General features: G+C 33.4%; 19 protein-coding genes and 1 pseudogene. 18 read left to right on the top strand and 2 right to left on the bottom strand.

Annotated features, from left to right (window positions below; translation table 11 throughout):
- Window positions 1-8: 8 nt before the first annotated feature.
- The 7 genes and pseudogenes from ystJ to CN514_RS26800 all read left to right on the top strand — a co-directional run.
- Window positions 9-1,211: an NADP-dependent malic enzyme gene (gene ystJ / locus CN514_RS08425; protein WP_176525837.1), complete on the top strand. Its 1,203-nt coding sequence runs from the start codon at window positions 9-11 to the stop codon at window positions 1,209-1,211.
- A 370-nt stretch (window positions 1,212-1,581) separates the two neighbouring features.
- On the top strand, window positions 1,582-2,382 hold the full coding sequence (gene accD, locus CN514_RS08420; protein WP_098232217.1) for an acetyl-CoA carboxylase, carboxyltransferase subunit beta: 801 nt from the start codon (window positions 1,582-1,584) through the stop codon (window positions 2,380-2,382).
- Window positions 2,383-2,387: 5 nt separating this feature from the next.
- Complete coding sequence (gene accA / locus CN514_RS08415; protein ID WP_483295005.1) at window positions 2,388-3,338, top strand: acetyl-CoA carboxylase carboxyl transferase subunit alpha; 951 nt, start codon at window positions 2,388-2,390, stop codon at window positions 3,336-3,338.
- 244 nt (window positions 3,339-3,582) lie between these two features.
- Window positions 3,583-4,542, top strand: coding sequence for a 6-phosphofructokinase (pfkA, locus tag CN514_RS08410; RefSeq protein ID WP_098232213.1), 960 nt, complete (start codon window positions 3,583-3,585; stop codon window positions 4,540-4,542).
- A 79-nt stretch (window positions 4,543-4,621) separates the two neighbouring features.
- Window positions 4,622-6,376 carry a pyruvate kinase gene (gene pyk, locus CN514_RS08405; protein WP_098232212.1) on the top strand — a complete coding sequence of 585 codons (1,755 nt, stop codon included), beginning with the start codon at window positions 4,622-4,624 and terminating at the stop codon, window positions 6,374-6,376.
- A gap of 101 nt (window positions 6,377-6,477) precedes the next feature.
- On the top strand, window positions 6,478-6,873 hold the full coding sequence (locus CN514_RS08400; RefSeq protein WP_098232211.1) for an FxsA family protein: 396 nt from the start codon (window positions 6,478-6,480) through the stop codon (window positions 6,871-6,873).
- A gap of 85 nt (window positions 6,874-6,958) precedes the next feature.
- Window positions 6,959-7,078, top strand: a pseudogene (locus tag CN514_RS26800) (Ig-like domain-containing protein); the annotation flags it as partial.
- A gap of 88 nt (window positions 7,079-7,166) precedes the next feature.
- Here the strand turns inward: CN514_RS26800 and ytvI are convergent.
- Window positions 7,167-8,279, bottom strand: coding sequence for a sporulation integral membrane protein YtvI (ytvI, locus tag CN514_RS08395; protein WP_098232210.1), 1,113 nt, complete (start codon window positions 8,277-8,279; stop codon window positions 7,167-7,169).
- A 123-nt stretch (window positions 8,280-8,402) separates the two neighbouring features.
- Here ytvI and CN514_RS08390 point away from each other — a divergent pair, with 123 nt between their 5' ends.
- The 4 genes from CN514_RS08390 (at window position 8,403) to mdh (ending at window position 12,544) form a co-directional block, all read left to right on the top strand.
- On the top strand, window positions 8,403-8,861 hold the full coding sequence (locus tag CN514_RS08390; RefSeq protein WP_098232209.1) for a DUF441 domain-containing protein: 459 nt from the start codon (window positions 8,403-8,405) through the stop codon (window positions 8,859-8,861).
- 174 nt (window positions 8,862-9,035) lie between these two features.
- Window positions 9,036-10,154 (top strand): citrate synthase, encoded by a 1,119-nt coding sequence (gene citZ, locus CN514_RS08385; protein WP_098232208.1) that lies wholly within the window; start codon window positions 9,036-9,038, stop codon window positions 10,152-10,154.
- A gap of 134 nt (window positions 10,155-10,288) precedes the next feature.
- Entirely contained in the window at window positions 10,289-11,569 is a 1,281-nt protein-coding gene (gene icd, locus CN514_RS08380) for an NADP-dependent isocitrate dehydrogenase (protein ID WP_097979088.1), read from the top strand.
- Window positions 11,570-11,605: 36 nt separating this feature from the next.
- Window positions 11,606-12,544 carry a malate dehydrogenase gene (gene mdh, locus CN514_RS08375; RefSeq protein ID WP_098232207.1) on the top strand — a complete coding sequence of 313 codons (939 nt, stop codon included), beginning with the start codon at window positions 11,606-11,608 and terminating at the stop codon, window positions 12,542-12,544.
- Window positions 12,545-12,602: 58 nt separating this feature from the next.
- On the opposite strand, the gene CN514_RS08370 is transcribed toward mdh, so the two are convergent.
- Window positions 12,603-13,067 (bottom strand): phage tail protein, encoded by a 465-nt coding sequence (locus tag CN514_RS08370; RefSeq protein WP_098232206.1) that lies wholly within the window; start codon window positions 13,065-13,067, stop codon window positions 12,603-12,605.
- Window positions 13,068-13,417: 350 nt separating this feature from the next.
- On the opposite strand from CN514_RS08370, the gene CN514_RS08365 reads away from it, so the two are divergent.
- From CN514_RS08365 to ytaF, 7 genes are all read left to right on the top strand, one after another.
- Complete coding sequence (locus CN514_RS08365) at window positions 13,418-13,888, top strand: MaoC/PaaZ C-terminal domain-containing protein (protein ID WP_098232205.1); 471 nt, start codon at window positions 13,418-13,420, stop codon at window positions 13,886-13,888.
- A 178-nt stretch (window positions 13,889-14,066) separates the two neighbouring features.
- Entirely contained in the window at window positions 14,067-14,783 is a 717-nt protein-coding gene (locus CN514_RS08360; RefSeq protein ID WP_098232204.1) for a response regulator transcription factor, read from the top strand.
- Entirely contained in the window at window positions 14,776-16,542 is a 1,767-nt protein-coding gene (gene pnpS / locus CN514_RS08355) for a two-component system histidine kinase PnpS (RefSeq protein ID WP_098232203.1), read from the top strand. The genes CN514_RS08360 and pnpS overlap by 8 nt, the downstream gene beginning before the upstream one ends.
- Window positions 16,543-16,909: 367 nt before the next feature.
- Window positions 16,910-17,086, top strand: coding sequence for a DUF4177 domain-containing protein (locus CN514_RS08350; protein ID WP_167555369.1), 177 nt, complete (start codon window positions 16,910-16,912; stop codon window positions 17,084-17,086).
- A gap of 239 nt (window positions 17,087-17,325) precedes the next feature.
- A complete protein-coding gene (gene polA, locus CN514_RS08345) occupies window positions 17,326-19,953 on the top strand; it encodes a DNA polymerase I (RefSeq protein WP_141529333.1) in 2,628 nt (875 codons plus the stop codon).
- 19 nt (window positions 19,954-19,972) lie between these two features.
- Window positions 19,973-20,806 (top strand): DNA-formamidopyrimidine glycosylase, encoded by an 834-nt coding sequence (mutM, locus tag CN514_RS08340; protein ID WP_098232200.1) that lies wholly within the window; start codon window positions 19,973-19,975, stop codon window positions 20,804-20,806.
- Window positions 20,807-20,825: 19 nt separating this feature from the next.
- Window positions 20,826-21,509 carry a sporulation membrane protein YtaF gene (gene ytaF / locus CN514_RS08335; protein ID WP_286141604.1) on the top strand — a complete coding sequence of 228 codons (684 nt, stop codon included), beginning with the start codon at window positions 20,826-20,828 and terminating at the stop codon, window positions 21,507-21,509.
- Window positions 21,510-21,542 lie beyond the last annotated feature (33 nt).

Genomic DNA, 21,542 nt, shown 5'->3' with positions numbered 1-21,542 from the left:
CATTACATATGCATAGAGTACATCAAGGTAAATTAGAAACAGTTTCTAAGGTGCCAGTTACAAATGCTAAAGAACTAAGTTTAGCGTACTCACCAGGTGTTGCCGAGCCGTGTAAAGAAATTTACGAAGAAAAAAGCAGAGTGTATGAATACACAATGAAAGGTAATATGGTTGGTGTAGTTTCGGATGGATCTGCCGTTCTTGGACTAGGTAATATTGGACCAGAAGCTGCATTACCTGTAATGGAAGGTAAAGCTGCGTTATTTAAAAGCTTTGCTGGTGTTGATGCATTTCCAATCTGCTTAAATACGCAAGATGTAGAGCAAATCATTCAAACAGTAAAATTATTAGAACCTACATTTGGTGGAATAAATTTAGAGGATATTGCAGCTCCAAACTGCTTTATTATTGAAGAACGCTTAAAGCGTGAAACAAATATTCCAATATTCCATGATGATCAACATGGAACGGCTATCGTTACGCTTGCAGGTTTAGTAAATGCTTTAAAAATAGTGAATAAAAATATGGCTGATATTAAAGTGGTCCTTAATGGTGCAGGAGCTGCAGGTATTGCTATATTAAAATTATTGTATCGTTTTGGTGTTCGCCAAATTATTATGTGTGATACAAAAGGTGCGATTTACGAAGGTCGTCCAAATGGTATGAATAGCGTAAAAAATGAAGTTGCAAAATATACAAATAAAGATAAAATTCAAGGTAGTCTTAAAGAAGCTCTTGAAGGGGCGGACGTATTTATTGGGGTTTCTGTAAAAGGAGCAGTAACTCAAGAAATGGTTCGTTCAATGAATGAAAATCCTATTATTTTTGCAATGGCTAATCCTGATCCAGAAATTATGCCTGAAGATGCGAAAGAAGCAGGGGCTTTAGTAATCGGTACTGGTCGAAGTGATTATCCTAACCAAGTAAATAACGTTCTTGCATTCCCAGGAATTTTCCGTGGAGCATTAGATGTACGTGCTACACATATTAATGAAGAGATGAAAATTGCTGCAGTAAATGCAATTGCAAGCTTAGTAAGTGAATCTGATCTATCTCCAGATTTTATTATTCCAGCACCATTTGATCCTCGAGTGGCTCCAAAAGTAGCTGCTAGTGTAGCAAAAGCTGCAATGGAAACAGGGGTTGCGAGACTGAATGTTGACCCGAAAGAAATCGAAGAAAAAACAAAAAAACTAGCTTTAATTAAATAGTTTTATTACCAGATATCAATATTAATGGGGATAGTATTACAATACTAAAATTAAGTAATGTAGTACTATCCTTTTTTATCTGATATAATAATTAGATGTGGTAAAAAAGCGCAGAGATTGTTGGAAATTAAAGGAATTTCATAAAAATTGTATAAATTAATTTTTAAGGATTTTCTACAAAGTTCAAGTTTGTTAAATGGTTGAAATGACGAAATTTAGCTGAATTTTATCGACAAATGTTAACAAAAAGTGTATAACATTTATAGTATCCTATTAGTATTTAGTACTAAAAAAGTTAGGAGGAATTAGGTTGCAAATAAAAGACTTATTTTCCAAAAAGAAAAAATATGCATCTATACCTTCAGAAGTAATGAGACAAGATTTACCTGACGGTGTTATGACAAAATGTCCTAAATGTAAAAAAATTAGTATTACAAAAGAATTAATAAAAAACCTAAAAGTTTGTAATAGTTGTGGATATCATCATCAAATGACAGCATTCGAAAGAATTGAAAGCTTAATTGATGAAGATACTTTTGAAGAGTTTGATCAAAATATGGTTTCTGCAAATCCTTTACACTTCCCTGATTACATAGAGAAGCTTGAAGGGGATCGTAAAAAAACAGAGCTTAACGAGGCGATTGTTACAGGAAAAGGAAAAATCGACGGAATTCCTGTTGTAATTGCAGTTATGGATGCACGATTCCGAATGGGAAGTATGGGATCTGTTGTCGGAGAGAAAATAACTCGTGCAGTTGAGCGAGCTTCATCTGACGGTTCACCATTTATTATTTTTACTGCATCTGGCGGAGCTCGTATGCAGGAAGGTATTTTAAGTTTAATGCAAATGGCAAAAACTAGTGCTGCGCTTAAAAAACATAGCGAGCTAGGTTATTTAGCAATTTCAATTATGACAAATCCAACTACAGGTGGAGTTTCTGCTAGTTTTGCATCTTTAGGCGATTTTAACTTTGCTGAGCCTGGTGCTTTAATTGGTTTTGCTGGTAGACGTATTATTGAGCAAACAATCCGTGAAGAACTACCTGAAGACTTCCAAACTGCAGAATTTCTTTTAAATCATGGTCAGCTTGATGCAGTTATTTCACGATTAGAATTACGTTCAAAATTATTTACAATCCTTAACTTACATCAAGGGGGTGTCTTGCAATAGTGGTTATGTTAGAATTCGAAAAACCGATTCATGAACTAAAGACGAAAATAGACGAACTTAAGGTTTATACGAGTCAACATGATGTTGATTTTTCTGAAGAAATCAGACGTTTAGAAGAACGTTTAAAAACCTTAGAAAATGAAATATACGGTAACATGGGAGTTTGGGATCGTGTACAAGTTGCTAGACATCCAGAACGACCAACTACTTTAGATTATGTTAATAGATTATTTACAGATTTCTTTGAGTGCCATGGTGATCGATTATTTGGAGACGATGCTGCAATTGTTTCAGGTATCGCATCTTACCGTGGATTACCAGTTACTGTCGTTGGACATCAACGTGGTAAAGATACAAAAGAAAATATTAGACGTAATTTCGGTATGCCACATCCAGAAGGGTACCGAAAAGCACTTCGTTTAATGAAACAAGCAGAGAAATTTAACAGACCAATTATCGCGTTTATCGATACAAAAGGTGCATATCCTGGTAAGGCAGCTGAAGAGCGTGGACAAAGTGAAGCAATTGCCCGAAATATTTTTGAAATGGCAGGCTTAAAAGTACCTACTATTTGTATCGTAATTGGCGAAGGTGGTAGTGGTGGAGCGTTAGCATTAGGAATTGGTAATAAGTTACTGATGCTAGAAAACTCAACTTACTCTGTTATTTCACCAGAAGGTGCAGCAGCATTATTATGGAAAGATTCTTCACAAGCACGTAGAGCAGCTGAAACAATGAAAATTACAGCTCCAGACTTATTAGAACTAGGTGTAGTTGACCAAATTATTCCTGAAGTAAAAGGTGGAGCACAAAATGATGTTGAACAACAGGCTAAATATATCGACAAGTACTTATACGAAACATTAAAGTCACTGTTAATTATGGATAAAGAAGAGCTAGTTCAACAACGATATGAAAAACACGCAAAGTTAGGGAAAATTTCTTTTAACCAATAATATTTAGTTTAACTTCTAGAGTGTGTGAAACAATATGTTAGCATGCTCTTTTTGTATTTTTTTTATAAAATTAGTAAAAAATAGCAATATGCATAAAGATATCGTCATACTTTTTAAAAGTGTTTCATTCATTAAAAAAGTTTATGAAAAAGTTCACATTATTTCTATTGTTTAAATAGGCATTACATGGTACTTTATTAAAATGAATAAAGACATAAGGTAAAATCATTGAGGTGAATACATAATGAAAAGAATTGGCGTATTAACTAGTGGGGGAGACTCTCCAGGAATGAACGCTGCTGTACGTGCAGTTGTAAGGAAAGCGATTTTTCATGGTCTAGAAGTTTATGGTGTATACCAAGGATATTCTGGTCTTATTAATGGAAATATTGAGAAGCTAGAGTTAGGTTCTGTTGGTGATATTATTCATCGTGGTGGGACAAAACTACTTAGTGCACGTTGTCCTGAATTTAAAACATTAGAAGGGCAAATGAAAGGGATCGAGCAGCTTAAAAAGTTTGGAATTGAAGGATTAGTTGTTATTGGTGGAGATGGATCATATCAAGGTGCAAAGAAGCTGACTGAACATGGTTATCCTTGCGTTGGTGTTCCAGGTACAATTGATAATGATATTCCAGGTACAGACTTTACAATTGGATTCGATACAGCATTAAACACTGTTATCGATGCGATTGATAAAATTCGTGATACTGCCACATCACATGAGCGTACATATGTAATTGAAGTTATGGGTCGTAATGCAGGTGACATTGCATTATGGGCAGGTTTAGCTGATGGAGCAGAAACGATTTTAATACCTGAATGTGATTATGATATGGATGATATTATTAGTAAATTAAACCGCGGTAGTGAGCGTGGAAAAAAACATAGTATCATTGTAGTTGCAGAAGGCGTCGGTAGTGCAATTGAAATTGGTAAAGTAATACAAGAACGAACTCACTTTGACACACGTGTAACAGTTTTAGGACATGTTCAACGTGGTGGTTCACCAAGTGCTGCTGATCGAGTTTTAGCAAGTCGTCTAGGGGCAAGAGCGGTTGAACTACTTATGGAGGGCAAAGGTGGACGGTGTGTTGGAATCCAAAATAATAAGTTAGTTGATCATGACATTATCGAAGCACTATCTAAAAAGCATGAACTTGATCAAGATATGTATCAATTATCTCAAGAACTTTCAATTTAATTAGATAGATTTAATTGGGCAATCGATTTCATATATTTCGTAATAGTATAGAGTTTTATATAAATTTGGAGGGTAAAAAATGCGTAAAACAAAAATAGTTTGTACGATCGGTCCTGCTAGTGAATCGGTAGAAAAATTAGTAGAGTTAATTAATGCAGGAATGAACGTAGCACGTTTAAACTTCTCACATGGTTCTCATGAAGAGCATGCTGCAAGAATTACAAGTATCCGCGAGGCTTCAAAAAAAACTGGTAGAACTGTAGCGATTCTTTTAGATACAAAAGGTCCAGAAATTCGTACTTTAGATTTTGAAGGTGGCCAAGCAGAATTAAAAACTGGAAATGAAGTTATTATTACTACGGAACCAGTAGTAGGTACAGCAGAAAAATTTGCAGTTTCTTACGAAGGTTTAATTGATGACGTACATGTTGGTTCTAGAATTCTTATCGATGATGGATTAATAGGATTAGAAGTAATCGGTATTGAAGGAAATGAAATTCGTACTAAAGTGTTAAACAGCGGTTTAGTTAAAAATAAAAAGGGTGTAAACGTACCAAATGTACGTGTAAATCTACCTGGTATTACTGAAAAAGATATAAGCGATATCGAATTTGGTATTGAACAAAAGGTTGATTTTATTGCTGCATCTTTCGTTCGTAAAGCTTCTGATGTATTAGAAATTCGTGAGCTTTTAGGTAAACATGGCGCTGAGTATATTCAAATTATACCGAAAATCGAAAACCAAGAAGGGATCGATAATATCGATGAAATTCTTGAGGTTTCAGATGGTTTAATGGTTGCACGTGGTGATATGGGTGTAGAAATTCCACCAGAAGAGGTACCAATCGTTCAAAAACTATTAATTAAAAAATGTAATAACTTAGGTAAGCCAGTAATTACAGCTACTCAAATGTTAGATTCAATGCAACGTAATCCTCGACCAACTCGAGCAGAGGCAAGTGACGTTGCAAATGCCATTCTTGATGGAACTGATGCAATTATGTTATCAGGAGAAACAGCTGCAGGGTCATATCCAATCGAATCTGTTTCAATGATGAACTCAATTGCACTTCGAATTGAAAAAAGCTTACAATACGAAGAATTATTTAAAAAGCGTCAAAGAGAAAATAAAGGAACGATTACAGATGCTATTGGTCAATCGGTTGCAGCAACGGCTTTAAATTTAAAAGTAGCTGCAATTATTGCTCCTACGGAGAGTGGACATACTGCGAAAATGATTTCAAAATATCGTCCAAAAGCTCCTATTTTAGCTATTACATCTGATATTCGTATTTGTCGTCGTTTAACGTTAGTTTGGGGAGTTCAAACTGAATATAGAGAAAGAGCAAACTCAACTGATGAAATGTTACAACATGCTATGGAAGCGGCTCAAGACGCTAAATTCGTGTCAAATGGTGATACTGTCATCATTACTGCTGGATTACCAATTGGTGAAACAGGTATGACAAATATGATGAAAATCCATGTAGTAGGTGACGTGATCGCTCAAGGTCAAGGTATTGGTCGAAAAACTGCTGCAGGAAAAGTTGTCATCGCAAAAACTGGTGAAGAAGCTGTTTCGAAAGTTACACCAGGAAGTATTCTTGTAACAAATAGTACAGATAGAGACATGATGCCAGCGATTGAAAGAGCAGCAGCTATTATTACTGAAGAAGGTGGATTAACTAGCCATGCTGCAGTAGTAGGTGTTAGCTTAGGAATTCCAGTAATTGTTGGAGTTGAAAATGCAACAAACATCTTAGTAAACGGTCAAGCTGTTACAGTAGATGCTTCAAGAGGAATAGTTAGTACAGGACATAAAAGCATATTTTAAGATATAATAAAGAGAAGGACAAAGTTTCCTTCTCTTTATTTTTTGACATGAATAAGATTATTAAGAGATATTTTTAATTCGAAGCAAGAGGTGAAACTATCATGAAAAAACTTGTTGGTTGGCTATTGTTAATCCCATTAATTGATTTAATCTGTTTAACATTACTTGGTAGAGTAATTGGTTCCTTATCAGTATTTCTTTGGCTAATCGGTACGCTTTTGATTGGTATATATATCATGAGAACCGTTTGGGTTACAGTTAAACAACAAGCCGGAGAACAGATCCAGGCAGGCAAAATGCCAGATTTAATCATGATAGAGGGATTATCATTTTTCCTAATTGGACTCCTATTTTTTATTCCAGGACCAATTACCGACTTACTAGCAATCGTGTTGCTAATTAAACCAATTAGAATCAAATTTGTTCAACAACTTATTTATTTTGTAATGAAAAAGCTAAAAGGTAATGTTGTTTGGACAGGATTTATAAAAAAGTAGTAAATCATAATCAAAAGATAGGGATCAACATGATTCCTTATCTTTTTTAGTAAAGATTGGGACATGATCATATAGTGCAAAGTCAAACAGTAATGGAGACTTTAAGGTTAAAATCCAGAAACAAAAAAAGGGAACGAAGCTGACTGTCCCTTCAAAGGATGGGAAAGGTAAGAGTAGTGCACCTAAGACGATTACAGTCTATTAATCAATATTATAGATTTAACGATAAGAAGCCCATGGAACTATTCGTTCACATGGGCTTTTTTTTTTAAGACTTGATAATAGAAACAGTTTTAATTCGAACCTCTAATATAATACCAAAGTTCATGGAAGACTCTTGCTCGATACAAGGTTGATAAAATTACTAAGGTTACTGGACCGGCTATCAATCCTAGTAAACCAAAAAATTTAAAACCAACAAATAACGAGATTAAAGTAGGAAGTGGTTGTAATCCAATATTTGAAGATAGAACTTTTGGCTCTGCAAGTTGACGTTGGACAATTACAACACCATATAAAATTGCGAGACCAATCGTTAATTTATAATCGCTAGACAAAAACGTATATAAGATCCAAGGTACGAAAATTAAGCCAGTTCCTAAGTAAGGAAGTAAGTCGATGAAACCGATTAGAATAGCTATAGTGATTGCGAAAGGAATTCTTAATATCAATAATCCGATTAAGACTAGCACTGTCGTCATAGAAATAAGAGTGATATGTGCTTTAATAAAACCAAATAAAGCTTTTCGTAAATCAATAAAAATTGTTTTGCTGTAATGTTGAATTCGATCTGGAGTATATTTTGCGAATAAATTTTTTATTTTGTACCAATCTTTACTAATAAAGAATGTTGCTAATAAGGAAACGAATATTAAAGTAGCAGTATTTGGTAATAAAGCGATTACTAATTTAATCCCTACAATAATTCCGTTTAATGCTTCTTTTCCTAGATTAATTGCAGAATCGCCAATCGATTGTATATTTGTGCGAATCGTTTGTTGTTGACCAGCACCGAGTTGACTATACTTACTCATAATTAAGTCATATAAAGGAATTACCTTATCAGTAACAATATTTTCAACGAAATAAATTAATCGTTCAAAGCTTTCTGGAACTACTTGAATTAAATAGGTTGAACCTGAAATGATTTCCGTAATTAGTAATGTAAATAATCCTGCTAGAACAGCTAATAGTAAAATAATTGATAAAAATGCTGCTATTCCTCTTGGTATTCTTGCTTTTTCGTTTAATAAATTTACTAGTGGATTTAAAAGGTATGCGATGATTAAAGCAATGATGAATGGGTATGTAAGTTTTGAGATGAATAGTGCCACGTAAAGACCTAAAATAGTACATGCGATTACAAATAAAAACCGAATGATTTGAAAAACTAAAGTTCTATTCAAACTTTTACCTCCTTCCAAAGTGAAATGAGTCCTCTTGTCTTATTTTATCAAGAATTATTTTTTTATAATAGTAAAGTTTGATAGTATTTATTAATAAATTATACATTAAGGGGATACTAACAAATGAGTGAATCGACAGTTTTTCTCTTAGCTTTATTATTAATTGGTGCAATTGCTAAAAATAACTCTTTAATTATTTCAATTATAGTATTGTTAGTACTAAAATATACTCCTCTAGGAGTTCGAGTATTTCCTTATATGCAATCAAAAGGTATTAATTTAGGCGTAACGATTATTACAATTGCTGTATTAGTACCAATCGCGACCGGTGAAATCGGTTTTAAAAATTTGATTGATGCATTAAAAACCCCTGTTGCCTGGATCGCACTACTCTCTGGTATCGCCGTAGCTCTTTTGGCAAAAGGTGGAGTACAATTATTAGCAACTAGTCCACAAATAACAGCAGCATTAGTACTAGGTACTGTACTGTCTGTAGCGGTATTTAAAGGGGTTGCAGTAGGGCCTTTAATTGGAGCTGGAATCGCATATCTATTCATCTGGATTGTAGAATTAATTAAGTAATTGCATAATAATTATATTTTAGTAAATTGTTTTCATTCACAAAAGTCAGATTATTGTTTATAATAAATGATAGTAGGGTTCCTTTCTATGTATACTCGGTAATTCAAAAGAGTTATACCAGTATATGTATGTATTAATACTAGGGAAATTTTTGCGTAAAGGAGAGAGGGGAATATGACAGTTAAAAGTGGTTTAGAGGGTGTTGTAGCAGCTACGACTTCTATAAGTTCTATTATTGATGATACATTAACGTATGTAGGTATCGGTATTGATGAATTAGCAGAATATGCAAGTTTTGAAGAAGTAGTATATTTATTATGGCATCGCAAATTACCAAATAAGGATCAACTTAAAGAACTTGCTTCTCAATTAGCAGATAATTCTGAATTACCAGAAGAAGTTATTACTTACTTAAAATCAACTAATTTAAAAAATGTACATCCTATGACTGTACTACGTACAGTTATTTCAATGCTTGCATTGTATGACAAAAATGCTGAAGCAATGGACTCAGATTCTAATTATCTTAAAGCAATCCAACTTCAAGCTAAAATTTCAACATTTGTGGCAGCGTTTTCTCGAATTCGTCAGGGGCTTGAACCAGTCGCTCCTAATAAAGATTTATCATTCTCAGCTAACTTCTTATACATGCTAACAGGTGATAAACCTAATGCAATTGCTGAAGAAGCAATTAATAAGGCTTTAGTACTACATGCTGACCATGAATTAAATGCTTCAACATTTACTGCACGCGTTTGCGTAGCTACATTATCTGATATTTATTCAGGTATTACAGCTGCGATTGGAGCTTTAAAAGGTCCATTACACGGCGGAGCAAATGAAAGCGTTATGAAAATGTTAGCTGAAATCGGTGAGATTGAAAATGTTGAATCTTACATTCAAGAGAAAATGGATGCTAAAGCTAAAATTATGGGATTCGGACATCGCGTATATCGTGGTGGGGACCCACGTGCGAAACATTTAAAAGAAATGTCTCGTCAATTAGGCGCAATTACTGGAGAGTTAAAATGGTACACAATGTCTGAAAAAATTGAAGAACTTGTTACAACTCAAAAGAATATTCCACCAAATGTTGATTTCTACTCTGCATCTGTTTATCACAGCTTAGGAATTGAACATGATTTATTCACTCCAATCTTTGCTATTAGCCGTATGTCTGGCTGGACTGCACACATTTTAGAACAATATGAAAATAATCGCATTATTCGTCCGCGTGCAGATTACACAGGACCAGAGAAAAACTCTTACATTCCAATTGAAGAGCGTGCATAAAGAAATAATTGAATACTTAAAATAGTATTTAATATTCGAATAATAGTGGTATAGTAAAGAGAGGAAGAGGAATCTTCCTCTCAAAAGCATGTATTTTAATGAATTTAATTTATTTATACAAGGGGGAGCATGTAATGCAAGCTGAAAAAATTACATTAGTAGACGGCCAATTAAACGTGCCAAACAATCCAATTATTCCTTTTATTGAAGGCGACGGTACAGGCCCAGATATTTGGGCAGCATCTTCACGTGTTTTAGATGCAGCTGTTGAAAAAGCATACAATGGTAATCGTAAAATTGAATGGAAAGAAGTTCTTGCTGGTGAAAAAGCATTTAATGTTACTGGTGAATGGTTACCTCAAGAAACTTTAAATTTAATTGAAGAGTACATGATCGCAATTAAAGGACCTTTAACAACTCCAGTTGGTGGTGGTATTCGTTCTTTAAACGTTGCTCTACGTCAAGAATTAGATTTATTTGTGTGCTTACGTCCTGTACGTTACTTTGAAGGTGTACCTTCACCAGTTAAACGTCCAGAAGATACAGATATGGTAATTTTCCGTGAAAACACTGAAGATATCTATGCTGGTATCGAATATGAAAAAGGTTCTGAAGCAGTTCAAAAAGTTATTGAATTCTTACAAAAAGAGATGGGTGTTAATAAAATCCGTTTCCCAGAAACATCTGGTATCGGTATTAAACCAATTTCTGAAGAAGGTACAAAACGTCTTGTACGTGCAGCAATTAATTATGCAATTCAAGAAAACCGTAAATCTTTAACTTTAGTTCATAAAGGTAATATCATGAAATTTACTGAAGGTGCATTTAAGAACTGGGGTTATGAAGTTGCTGAGCAAGAATTCGGCGATAAAGTATTTACATGGGCAGAATATGATCGCATTGTAGAAACAAGCGGTAAAGATGCTGCTAACAAAGCAATGGATGAAGCTGAAAAAGCTGGCAAAATCCTAGTAAAAGACAGCATTGCTGATATCTTCTTACAACAAATTTTAACTAGACCACGTGAGTTCGATGTAGTAGCTACAATGAACTTAAATGGTGACTATATTTCTGATGCACTTGCTGCTCAAGTTGGTGGAATTGGTATCGCTCCTGGAGCAAATATCAACTACGAAACTGGACATGCTATTTTTGAAGCTACTCATGGTACAGCACCTAAATACGCTGGACTAGATAAAGTAAATCCATCTTCAGTTATTCTTTCTGGAGTATTAATGCTTGAACATATGGGTTGGAATGAAGCAGCTTCTATGATTCTTAAATCAATGGAAAAAACAATCGCTTCAAAAGTTGTTACTTATGACTTTGCTCGTCTAATGGATGGAGCTACTGAAGTGAAATGTTCTGAATTTGCAAACGAATTAATTTCAAATATGGAATCAGTTCTTGTATAATTAAATTGTGTTTGTAAACAAAAGGGAGGTATTTGTATGTCAATTCGTAGACGTAAAATTTCCGTAGTAGGTGCTGGGTTTACTGGTGCTACAACAGCTTTCTTGCTTGCACAAAAGGAATTAGGGGATGTAGTAATAGTTGATATTCCACAACTAGAGAACCCTACTAAGGGCAAAGCCTTAGATATGCTTGAAGCAAGTCCAGTTCAAGGATTTGATGCTAACATTATTGGTACTAGTGATTATGCTGACACAGCTGATTCAGATGTAGTCGTCATCACAGCAGGTATCGCTCGTAAACCGGGTATGAGCCGCGATGACCTAGTATCAACTAACTCAAACATCATGAAAGCAGTTACTCGTGAAATCGTAAAATACTCTCCTAACTGTACAATCGTTGTATTAACTAACCCTGTCGATGCAATGACTTATACAGTATACAAAGAAGCTGGTTTTCCTAAACACCGCGTTATAGGACAATCTGGAGTTCTTGACACAGCTCGTTTTAGAACGTTTGTAGCTCAAGAATTAAATTTATCCGTTAAAGATATTTCTGGATTTGTTTTAGGTGGTCACGGAGACGATATGGTACCATTAGTGCGTTATTCATATGCTGGTGGAATTCCATTAGAAAAATTAATTCCAAAAGATCGTTTAGAAGCTATTGTTGAACGTACTCGTAAGGGTGGCGGAGAAATCGTTAATCTATTAGGTAACGGAAGTGCTTATTATGCACCTGCTGCCTCACTAGTAGAAATGGTTGAAGCTATACTTAAGGATCAACGTCGCGTGTTACCTACAATCGCTTATTTAGAAGGCGAATATGGGTACAGCGGTATTTACTTAGGAGTTCCTACAATTATTGGCGGAAACGGTATTGAACAAATTATCGAATTAGATTTAACTGCTGAAGAAAAAACAGCGTTAGATCGTTCAGTTGCAGCTGTCAAAAATGTTATGAACGTTTTAGCTTAAAAAGAAGACCAACAAGGTAATTTCTAATTACCTTGTTGGTCTTTATTTTTAACCTATTTTAATATTCGCCTTTAATAACAAAATACGATCCACGAATCGTTCCAGCTAGTTTAGATTTCTGCCTAGCAAACTTAAACTTCTCTACTAACTCCGCTGGAATTTCCATTCCGTCAGAAAGTTTAAAACCAACAGCACGTTTTTTAGGATCATCAACTGTATACATAACATTGACCGAAAGTCCATCCTCATAAAAGACGTAGGTAAATTTAATATTTTCCACTTGAAAACGAGAAGTTTCTAAAGGTTTAGCTGCGAATACGATATCACGTTCTTCTTTCAAAATTCGGTTAACATAATCAAGTGTCTCCTGACTTTCACTAGCTGGTACAACCGTAAATTCATGTTTGTACTTGTTCATAAAATAACGAGCTTCATTAGCACGTAAACCAGCAAGTGCATCGACTACTGGGGAAGACTCTAATCCAACCGTAGACACATTTTTAAAATCAACTGTATAGGACATGTCCATCTCTCCTTTTCACTTAGCCAAACTTTAATTTAAATATCTTATCTATTAATTTATACCAAAAATTTTTACATACGAAATGATGTTTCACGATATAAGTATGTACAAGTTTTTTATGCAACAAACCACATGATTTTTATAAGGATTTTAAAGTCAGTATGTTTATAGAGTATTTAAATTACTTATAATGGGAGAAAGATAGAATTTTATCTTTCATAAGGGGGAAAATATGAATAGACGAATAGTAAAATTTTTTATAAGTTTTTATAAAAATTTTGCCGATTAAGAAGGAAATTTGCTGTTGTTTATCGAATTTTTAAAATATTAAGATAAACAGGGGGTTTAATATGTTAACTAAAAAAGCAAAAATCGGACGAAAACTTGAAGACATTTCAATTGGTGAAAAGTTAATTGTAACAGAACATATTGATGAAAAACATATTTACTTATACCTGGCTCTAACAGGCGATACAAACCCATTATATACTCAATACAACTATGCTTCGCAAACAAAATATAATAAACCGATTGTTCCAAGTTTTATTATAAGCGGGTTAGTCTCTGCAGCAGTTACCAAACATTTACCAGGCCCAGGAAGTCATATTATTAAAAAAGAACTTCAATTCAATCAACATATATATCACAATGAAACAATTTCAATTCATTTTGAGGTAGTCGAAATTAACTCAGATTTAAATGAAGTATATATTAATGTAAGCGTTTTAAATAAAACGCAAACTGAAATTGCTAATGGGAAAATGACTGTAATTCCACCAACGGTAAACCGATCAAATGCTTTACTTTACGAAAATTTTTAATTTAAAGAATGTCAACTGACATTCTTTTTTTGTTGTTTTACCTTAGTATGAACTTTCCATCACTGCTTTTTACGTTTTACGTCTGATCGAATTTTTAGTATGATTAAAAAGTAGATATAGATAAATAAAATAGGATACAAATGGATGAGGGTTTAACAATGACCTGGAGGAATATGAAATGAACAATAAAATTCTTGTAGTTGACGATGAAGAGCATATCTTAACTTTAATCAAATTTAACCTAGAACAGGCAGGCTTTCAAGTTGTTACAGCTACTGATGGGGAAGAAGGTTTACAAAAGGCTGTAGAGGAAAAACCAGAATTAATTGTTCTAGATCTAATGCTACCAAAAAAAGATGGTATGGAAGTATGTAAAGAATTAAGACTTCAAAGAAACACGACGCCTATTTTAATGGTTACAGCAAAAGATGATGAATTTGATAAAGTGTTAGGACTTGAACTTGGTGCCGATGATTACATGACAAAACCATTTAGCCCAAGAGAAGTCGTAGCTAGAGTTAAAGCGATTTTAAGAAGATCTAAAATTACTGAGACACCAGTACTATCAAACGATGACGCTGATACTTTACTAATTGCTGATTTAAAGATTCTACCTGAATACTATGAAGCATATTTCCAAGGTGAAAAACTGGAGTTAACACCTAAGGAATTTGAGTTATTATTATATTTAACGAAAAATAAAGGTAGAGTATTAACTCGAGATCAATTATTAAGTGCCGTTTGGAATTATGATTTTGCAGGGGACACCAGAATTGTCGATGTTCATATTAGCCATTTAAGAGAAAAAATTGAGCTAGATTCGAAAAAACCAGTTTATATAAAAACAATTCGTGGATTAGGATATAAATTAGAGGAACCAAGATTAAATGAGTAATCTAAATCGCAAATTGCTCTATGGATTCTCTGCAATAATAATCGTTATTCTTGTTATATTAGGAATCGTACTAGGGCAAATATTTAAATCCTTTTATCTGACAAACTATGATCAAAGAATTGAGAAAGAGACGAACTTAATTGCTTCGATAATGGAGTCAAATACACCATTAACAAAGAATATATCTAATCAAACGTTAAAAAAGATATCTAAGGATTTAAATATCGATATTATTTTATTTGATGATCATTATAATCTTATCGCTAAATCTAGTAATGAGAATGTGGAATTGAATATATCATCAAAGAATTTAAAAGCTTATCTAGAACGACTTGATAAAGTAGATTCTGCAGCCAAATTTATCGAAAAAGATTCTGCTGCTAAATATTACGGCAAGAAAATAACCGATAAACACGGTAATAAGCAATTTTTGATTGTTGATTATTCAACTAAGTCAATCAAAGAAGTTTACCGAAGTATTTCGATGTTATTATTTTCATTATTAGGTTTTGTTTTATTTGCCATCATAATTTTACTAATACGATATTCGCATCAATTTTCAAAACCAATTGAAGATATTACACAAGTTGCAATTGAATTATCCAAAGGGAATTATAAAGCTAGAACATTAGCAGAAAGTAATGAATCGACAACAATGTTAAGTCAAGCAATGAATGTACTTGCAAAAAATCTACAAGAAATGACTAGTCAACAAGAAATGCAGCAAGATCGATTAAACACATTGATCCATAATATTGGTAGCGGGGTTGTTTTAATTAATAGTAGAGGACATGTAAACCTAATTAATAAAACATATCGAGAAACATTCAAAATTGACTCTAGAAGTATACTGGGTGAGCTTTATTATGACGCATTTAAACATAAAGAAGTCATTGAAATTGTGGAAGAAATTTTTCTAAAAGAAATAAAAGTTAGAAAGCAAATCATTCTGCCATTATCAATTGAAAGAAAACATTTTGAAATATATGGTGCACCAATTATTGGGATCAATCACGAGTGGAAAGGAATCGTTCTTGTTTTCCATGACATAAGTGAATTAAAGAAATTAGAGCAAGTTCGAAAAGATTTTTTTGCAAATGTATCTCACGAGCTTAAAACGCCAATTACATCTATTAAAGGTTTTACTGAAACTCTACTAGATGGAGCAATGGAAAATGATGAGTTATGTAAAAACTTCTTATCGATTATTTTAACGGAAAGTGATCGTATGCAGACACTTATTCAAGATTTATTAGACCTTTCAAAAATTGAGCAACAGAATTTTAAATTAGATCTTTCAGAAGTATCAGCAAAACAAGTTATTGAAGATGTACAGCAAATGCTTAATCAAAAAGCAGAAGAGAAGAATATAGACTTCAAATTATACTTAAATAGTCCGTTAGTTGTATATGCTGATGCGTTAAGATTAAAACAAGTTATTATTAATTTAGTTGATAACGCAATTCACTATACTCCAGCTGGTGGAAAAGTATTTATTACTTCCTCCGAGACAAATGATCATATTGTTTTAAGGGTCAATGACACAGGGGTTGGAATTGGAAAAGAAGAAATATCTCGTATTTTCGAACGTTTTTACAGAGTGGATAAAGCAAGAAGTAGGAACTCTGGAGGGACAGGCCTAGGACTAGCGATTGTAAAGCATCTTGTCGAAGCCCATAAAGGCAAAATCGAAGTTGAAAGTAAACTAGGCCATGGGACGTCATTCATTGTAACATTAAATAAAAGTATTTCGATGTGACATTTACATTGATTTTACATTGTATTTATTAATAATTAATAAATAATTGGTATAGTTATGATGAAAACCCCTTCATCCAAGGAGTTATCTTAAACCGGGAGTAGTTATACTTCCGGGATTTTTTATATTTAAAATTGTTTTATTTTTTCTTTAAGGTGTCCATACTAGTGGATACCTTTTTTATTGCACTTTAAGATCGTATAAATTGGCAACGAGTAATCACCAATTTTTAAAAAAAGTATAAGTGCTACTACGGCTCTACCTAAAAGGCTTGTCAATCGACGAGTTTTCTTTATTTGATCATATTACTTTTATAATTTTTGGGGAAATTATGAGTGTTGAATCATACATCGGAGGGTGGATACAGATGTACGAATACGAATTTGTAAAAGTTAACACGAAATCATCAAATCGTCATTATTATGATGTAGTTGGGAACTATGCTAAAAGTGGCTGGCGCCTTCATCAGGTTGTAAACAATCAACAAGCAATAGAAGGTTCATGTGTTGAACTAATTTTTGAGCGAGAAATCGACTTAAATTAATTACAGAGGTAGTCTTACGATTCATTCTTAAAAGTCATAATTATTCAACTTTAATCTCAAGTGAATAAAAACTTTTAATATGCCTGAATCAAAGACGACCTCTTTTTCTTTTATGGATAGTTCGTGTTAAAATGTTAAGAGCAAGGAAATGAGGAAACGATTAATTTCTTGAAAAGATAAAATATGAAATAAAAATTATACATAAAAAGATAGTGAGATTTGTAATAGGAAGGGGATCTATTTTGAAGAAGAAATTGGTTTTAATTGATGGGAATAGTATTGCCTATAGAGCTTTCTTTGCATTGCCTCTTTTGAGTAATGATAAAGGTGTCCATACGAATGCAATTTATGGATTTACAATGATGTTAATGAAAATTCTTGAAGATGAAAAACCGACTCATATGCTTGTTGCATTTGATGCAGGGAAAACAACATTTAGACATAGTACATTTAAAGAATATAAAGGTGGGAGACAAAAGACTCCACCAGAGTTAAGTGAACAGTTTCCACTTGTTCGCCAGCTATTAGATACATACGGAATTGCACGTTATGAATTAGAGAATTATGAAGCGGATGATATTATTGGTACACTTGCAGGTCAAGCTTCAAAAGATGAATATGAAGTAAAGGTCATCTCAGGTGATCGTGATTTATTACAGCTAGTTGATGATCGTATTACAGTAAGTATGACTAAAAAGGGTATTACTGAAGTTGAAGAGTTTACTCCTGCAGCAATTCATGAAAAGTATGAGATTACACCTGATCAAATTATTGATATGAAAGGATTAATGGGTGATAAATCTGATAATATTCCCGGTGTTCCAGGTATTGGGGAAAAGACTGCAATTAAACTTTTAAAACAGTTTCAAACTGTAGAAGGTCTTTATGAAAATATAGAGGAAGTAAGTGGAGCAAAGCTTCTTCAAAATTTAAGTGAAAATAAAGATCAAGCCTTAATGAGTAAGCAATTAGCGACAATTAATAAAAACTCACCAATTGAATTAACAGTAAATGACACAACGCTTCCAGAAGCTGATACGAATAAGGTAGCGGAATTTTTTAAATCTCTTGGATTTACATCATTGTTAGCAAAATTGGACATCAAAGAATCAATTGAAGATCTAGAAGAGATTAACTATGAAGTACTAGATTTAATAGAAGAGAAACATTTAGCGAATCATTCAAGCTTAATCGTTGAAATGATCGGAGAAAATTATCATACAGAAGACATACAAGGATTTGGTCTTTCAAATGAAAAAGGTCATTTCTTTATTCCAACAGCTGTAGGGTTAGATTCGGATTTATTTAAAAAATGGCTTGAGGATGAGCGTGTTAATAAGAATGTATATGATGCAAAAGGTGCTTATGTTGCACTGAAGTGGAGAGGAATTAATTTAAATGGTGTTAATTTCGACCCGTTACTTGCTTCATATATATATGACCCTGCCCAGTCTAATAAAGAATTTGCTGATATTGTAAATGGTAAAATAGATTTTTCAATTCAAACTGCAGAAATGATTTATGGTAAGGGTGCAAAGCAATCTAAGCCATCAGATGAAGTTTTATCTGAATATATTGTTCGTAAAACAATTGCTATTAGCAAATTAAAAGAAACTTTAGAAGAATCATTGCGTAAAAATAGTCAATTTGAACTACTAACAGAATTAGAATTACCTTTAACATTTATTTTAGGTGATATGGAATTTGAAGGAGTAACAGTTAGAGAAGAGACTCTTCGTACGATGGGTTCAGAACTAGCTAATACGTTAAAAGAGCTTGAAGAGTCTATTTATGAGTTAGCTGGTGAAAAATTCAATATTAATTCACCAAAGCAATTAGGTGTTATATTATTTGAAAAGTTAAATTTACCATCTGGTAAAAAAACAAAAACTGGTTATTCGACTTCTGCTGATGTACTTGAAAAATTAGAGGCAGAACATGAAATCATTCGATTAATTCTTCACTATCGTCAAGTTGGGAAATTAAATTCTACTTATGTTGAAGGGTTATTAAAAGTGATAAATCAATCAGATTCCAAGGTTCATACACGATTTAATCAAGTATTAGCACAAACTGGTCGCTTAAGCTCAATTGATCCTAACCTGCAAAATATTCCTATTCGTTTAGAAGAAGGTAGAAAAATTAGAAAAGCTTTTGTAGCATCTAAAAAAGACTGGCTGATCTTTGCTGCCGATTATTCTCAAATTGAATTAAGGGTATTAGCTCATATAGCACAAGACGATAATTTAATGGATGCATTTAAAAATGACTTTGATGTTCATACAAAGACTGCAATGGATGTTTTCCATGTTAGTGCTGATGAGGTAACAAGTAATATGAGAAGACAAGCAAAAGCTGTTAACTTTGGAATTGTATACGGAATTAGTGATTATGGATTATCACAAGGGTTAGGTATTACAAGAAAAGAAGCGTCTATATTTATTGAAAAGTACTTTGCTAGTTTTCCAAAAGTAAAAGATTATATGTCAGATATTGTTCAAAAGGCTAAACTAGAAGGATTTGTAAGTACAATCTTAAATAGACGTCGTTATATTCCTGAAATTTCAAGCTCAAATTTTAATATTCGTGGATTTGCTGAAAGAACAGCGATGAATACCCCAATCCAAGGTAGTGCTGCAGATATTATTAAAAAGGCTATGATTTTATTAGATGAGCGTCTTAAAGCAGAAAAACTTCAGGCAAAATTAATTTTACAAGTACATGATGAATTAATATTAGAAGCTCCAAAAGAAGAATTAGCAATTTTAGAAAAAATCGTACCAGATGTAATGGAACATGCAGTTGAGCTAGTAGTACCATTAAAGGTTGATTATAATTTTGGAGATTCTTGGTTTGAAGCAAAATAAATAGATAGGATGACTTAGTATGCCTGAATTACCAGAAGTTGAAACGGTCAGACGAACTTTACTTGATTTAATAGTTGGGAAAACAATCTCAACAGTAATCGTTTCGTGGGGAAAAATAATAAAGAAACCGAATGAAGTAGATGAGTTTCAGATTTTACTAAAAGGTCAAACAGTAGAAAATATAAATCGTCGAGGTAAGTTTCTACTTTTTCAACTAAGTGATTTTACACTTGTTTCGCATTTAAGAATGGAAGGGAAATTTCGTGTGTTCCCAGCGGAAGAACCCGTAGCACCTCATACTCATGTTCGATTCCTTTTTGAAGATGGAACAGAACTTCGATATCAAGATGTTCGTAAATTTGGCACAATGCATTTATTTAATAAAGGTGAGGAGAATGAGGGACCACCACTTGCTAAATTAGGTCCAGAGCCATTTTCTGATGAATTTACTGGTGATTATTTAAGAAAAAAGCTTAAAAATACAAACCGGAAAATTAAAGTCGTTTTATTAGATCAGGAATTAGTTGTCGGGTTAGGCAATATTTATGTTGATGAGGTTTTGTTTAGGGCTAAGATTCATCCGGAAACACCTGCATCATCATTAAAGCCTAAACAAATAAAAATACTTGCCGAATCCATTACAGCAACTTTACAAGAGGCTGTGGATTTAGGTGGAAGCACAATTCGTTCTTATGTAAATTCACAAGGGCAAATAGGAACTTTTCAAGATATCATTAAAGTATATGGCAGAAAGGGTTTAGAGTGTCATAATTGCGGCCAACCAATAGAAAAAATAAAAGTTGGCGGCAGAGGTACTTCTTTTTGCCCGGTTTGTCAGCCTAAAAAAAATTAACATAAGGTTCCTTTCTTTCATACTATATCAAGAGTACGAAAGAGAGGAGCCTATTTTTATGGTAAATATGCTATCATTAATACTACTAGCATGCGCACTAAGTTTAGATAGTTGCAGTGTTGGATTTACTTATGGACTTCGAAAAGTAAAAATTCCTTTAAAATCAATCATCACAATTGCATCTTGTTCAGGGATCATATTAATGACATCCATGGGGATTGGGCATGCAATTACTGACTTTTTTTCACCAATAATAGCAAAAAGAATCGGAGGATTTGTACTTGTATGTATAGGATTATGGGTACTTTTTCAATTTTACCGATCAAATAAAGGATCAAATATAGAAGAAAAGAATGAGATAGAAGATAAAGGGATTGACTGGGAATTTGAAATTCTAGGTATTGTCGTAAAAATTTTAAAGAAGCCTACAACTGCAGACATAGATCGTTCAGGTAGTATTAATGGATTGGAAGCGATGTTACTTGGGTTTGCACTTTCACTTGATGCCTTTGGGGCTGGTATAGGTGCATCATTACTTGGATTTTCTCCACTATTGACGGCAATCGTAACATCTACTGCAAGTGCTTTATTCTTATTATTTGGTATGAAATTAGGAAATGTGTTATCGAAAACATTATGGCTTCAAAAGTTAACTTTTTTACCAGGTGTTTTTTTAATATTAATTGGATTAATGAAGATGTAATAAAAATAATGAAAGAGAGTATCCGAATGGATT

Origin of the sequence: Bacillus sp. AFS001701, from assembly GCF_002559405.1 — a bacterium.
Taxonomy (GTDB): Bacteria; Bacillota; Bacilli; order Bacillales; family Bacillaceae_G; genus Gottfriedia.
This window is presented reverse-complemented; position numbering and strand designations above follow the sequence as displayed.

Coding starts and splice junctions, on each gene's coding strand:
- pyk (WP_098232212.1), top strand. CDS start 4,622: ATGCGTAAAACAAAAATAGTTTGTACGATCGGTCCTGCTAGTGAATCG.
- ystJ (WP_176525837.1), top strand. CDS start 9: ATGCATAGAGTACATCAAGGTAAATTAGAAACAGTTTCTAAGGTGCCA.
- accA (WP_483295005.1), top strand. CDS start 2,388: ATGTTAGAATTCGAAAAACCGATTCATGAACTAAAGACGAAAATAGAC.
- CN514_RS08370 (WP_098232206.1), bottom strand. CDS start 13,067: ATGTCCTATACAGTTGATTTTAAAAATGTGTCTACGGTTGGATTAGAG.
- CN514_RS08360 (WP_098232204.1), top strand. CDS start 14,067: ATGAACAATAAAATTCTTGTAGTTGACGATGAAGAGCATATCTTAACT.
- CN514_RS08400 (WP_098232211.1), top strand. CDS start 6,478: ATGAAAAAACTTGTTGGTTGGCTATTGTTAATCCCATTAATTGATTTA.
- mdh (WP_098232207.1), top strand. CDS start 11,606: ATGTCAATTCGTAGACGTAAAATTTCCGTAGTAGGTGCTGGGTTTACT.
- citZ (WP_098232208.1), top strand. CDS start 9,036: ATGACAGTTAAAAGTGGTTTAGAGGGTGTTGTAGCAGCTACGACTTCT.
- pfkA (WP_098232213.1), top strand. CDS start 3,583: ATGAAAAGAATTGGCGTATTAACTAGTGGGGGAGACTCTCCAGGAATG.
- icd (WP_097979088.1), top strand. CDS start 10,289: ATGCAAGCTGAAAAAATTACATTAGTAGACGGCCAATTAAACGTGCCA.
- mutM (WP_098232200.1), top strand. CDS start 19,973: ATGCCTGAATTACCAGAAGTTGAAACGGTCAGACGAACTTTACTTGAT.
- CN514_RS08365 (WP_098232205.1), top strand. CDS start 13,418: ATGTTAACTAAAAAAGCAAAAATCGGACGAAAACTTGAAGACATTTCA.
- accD (WP_098232217.1), top strand. CDS start 1,582: ATGAGACAAGATTTACCTGACGGTGTTATGACAAAATGTCCTAAATGT.
- CN514_RS08390 (WP_098232209.1), top strand. CDS start 8,403: ATGAGTGAATCGACAGTTTTTCTCTTAGCTTTATTATTAATTGGTGCA.
- pnpS (WP_098232203.1), top strand. CDS start 14,776: ATGAGTAATCTAAATCGCAAATTGCTCTATGGATTCTCTGCAATAATA.
- CN514_RS08350 (WP_167555369.1), top strand. CDS start 16,910: ATGTACGAATACGAATTTGTAAAAGTTAACACGAAATCATCAAATCGT.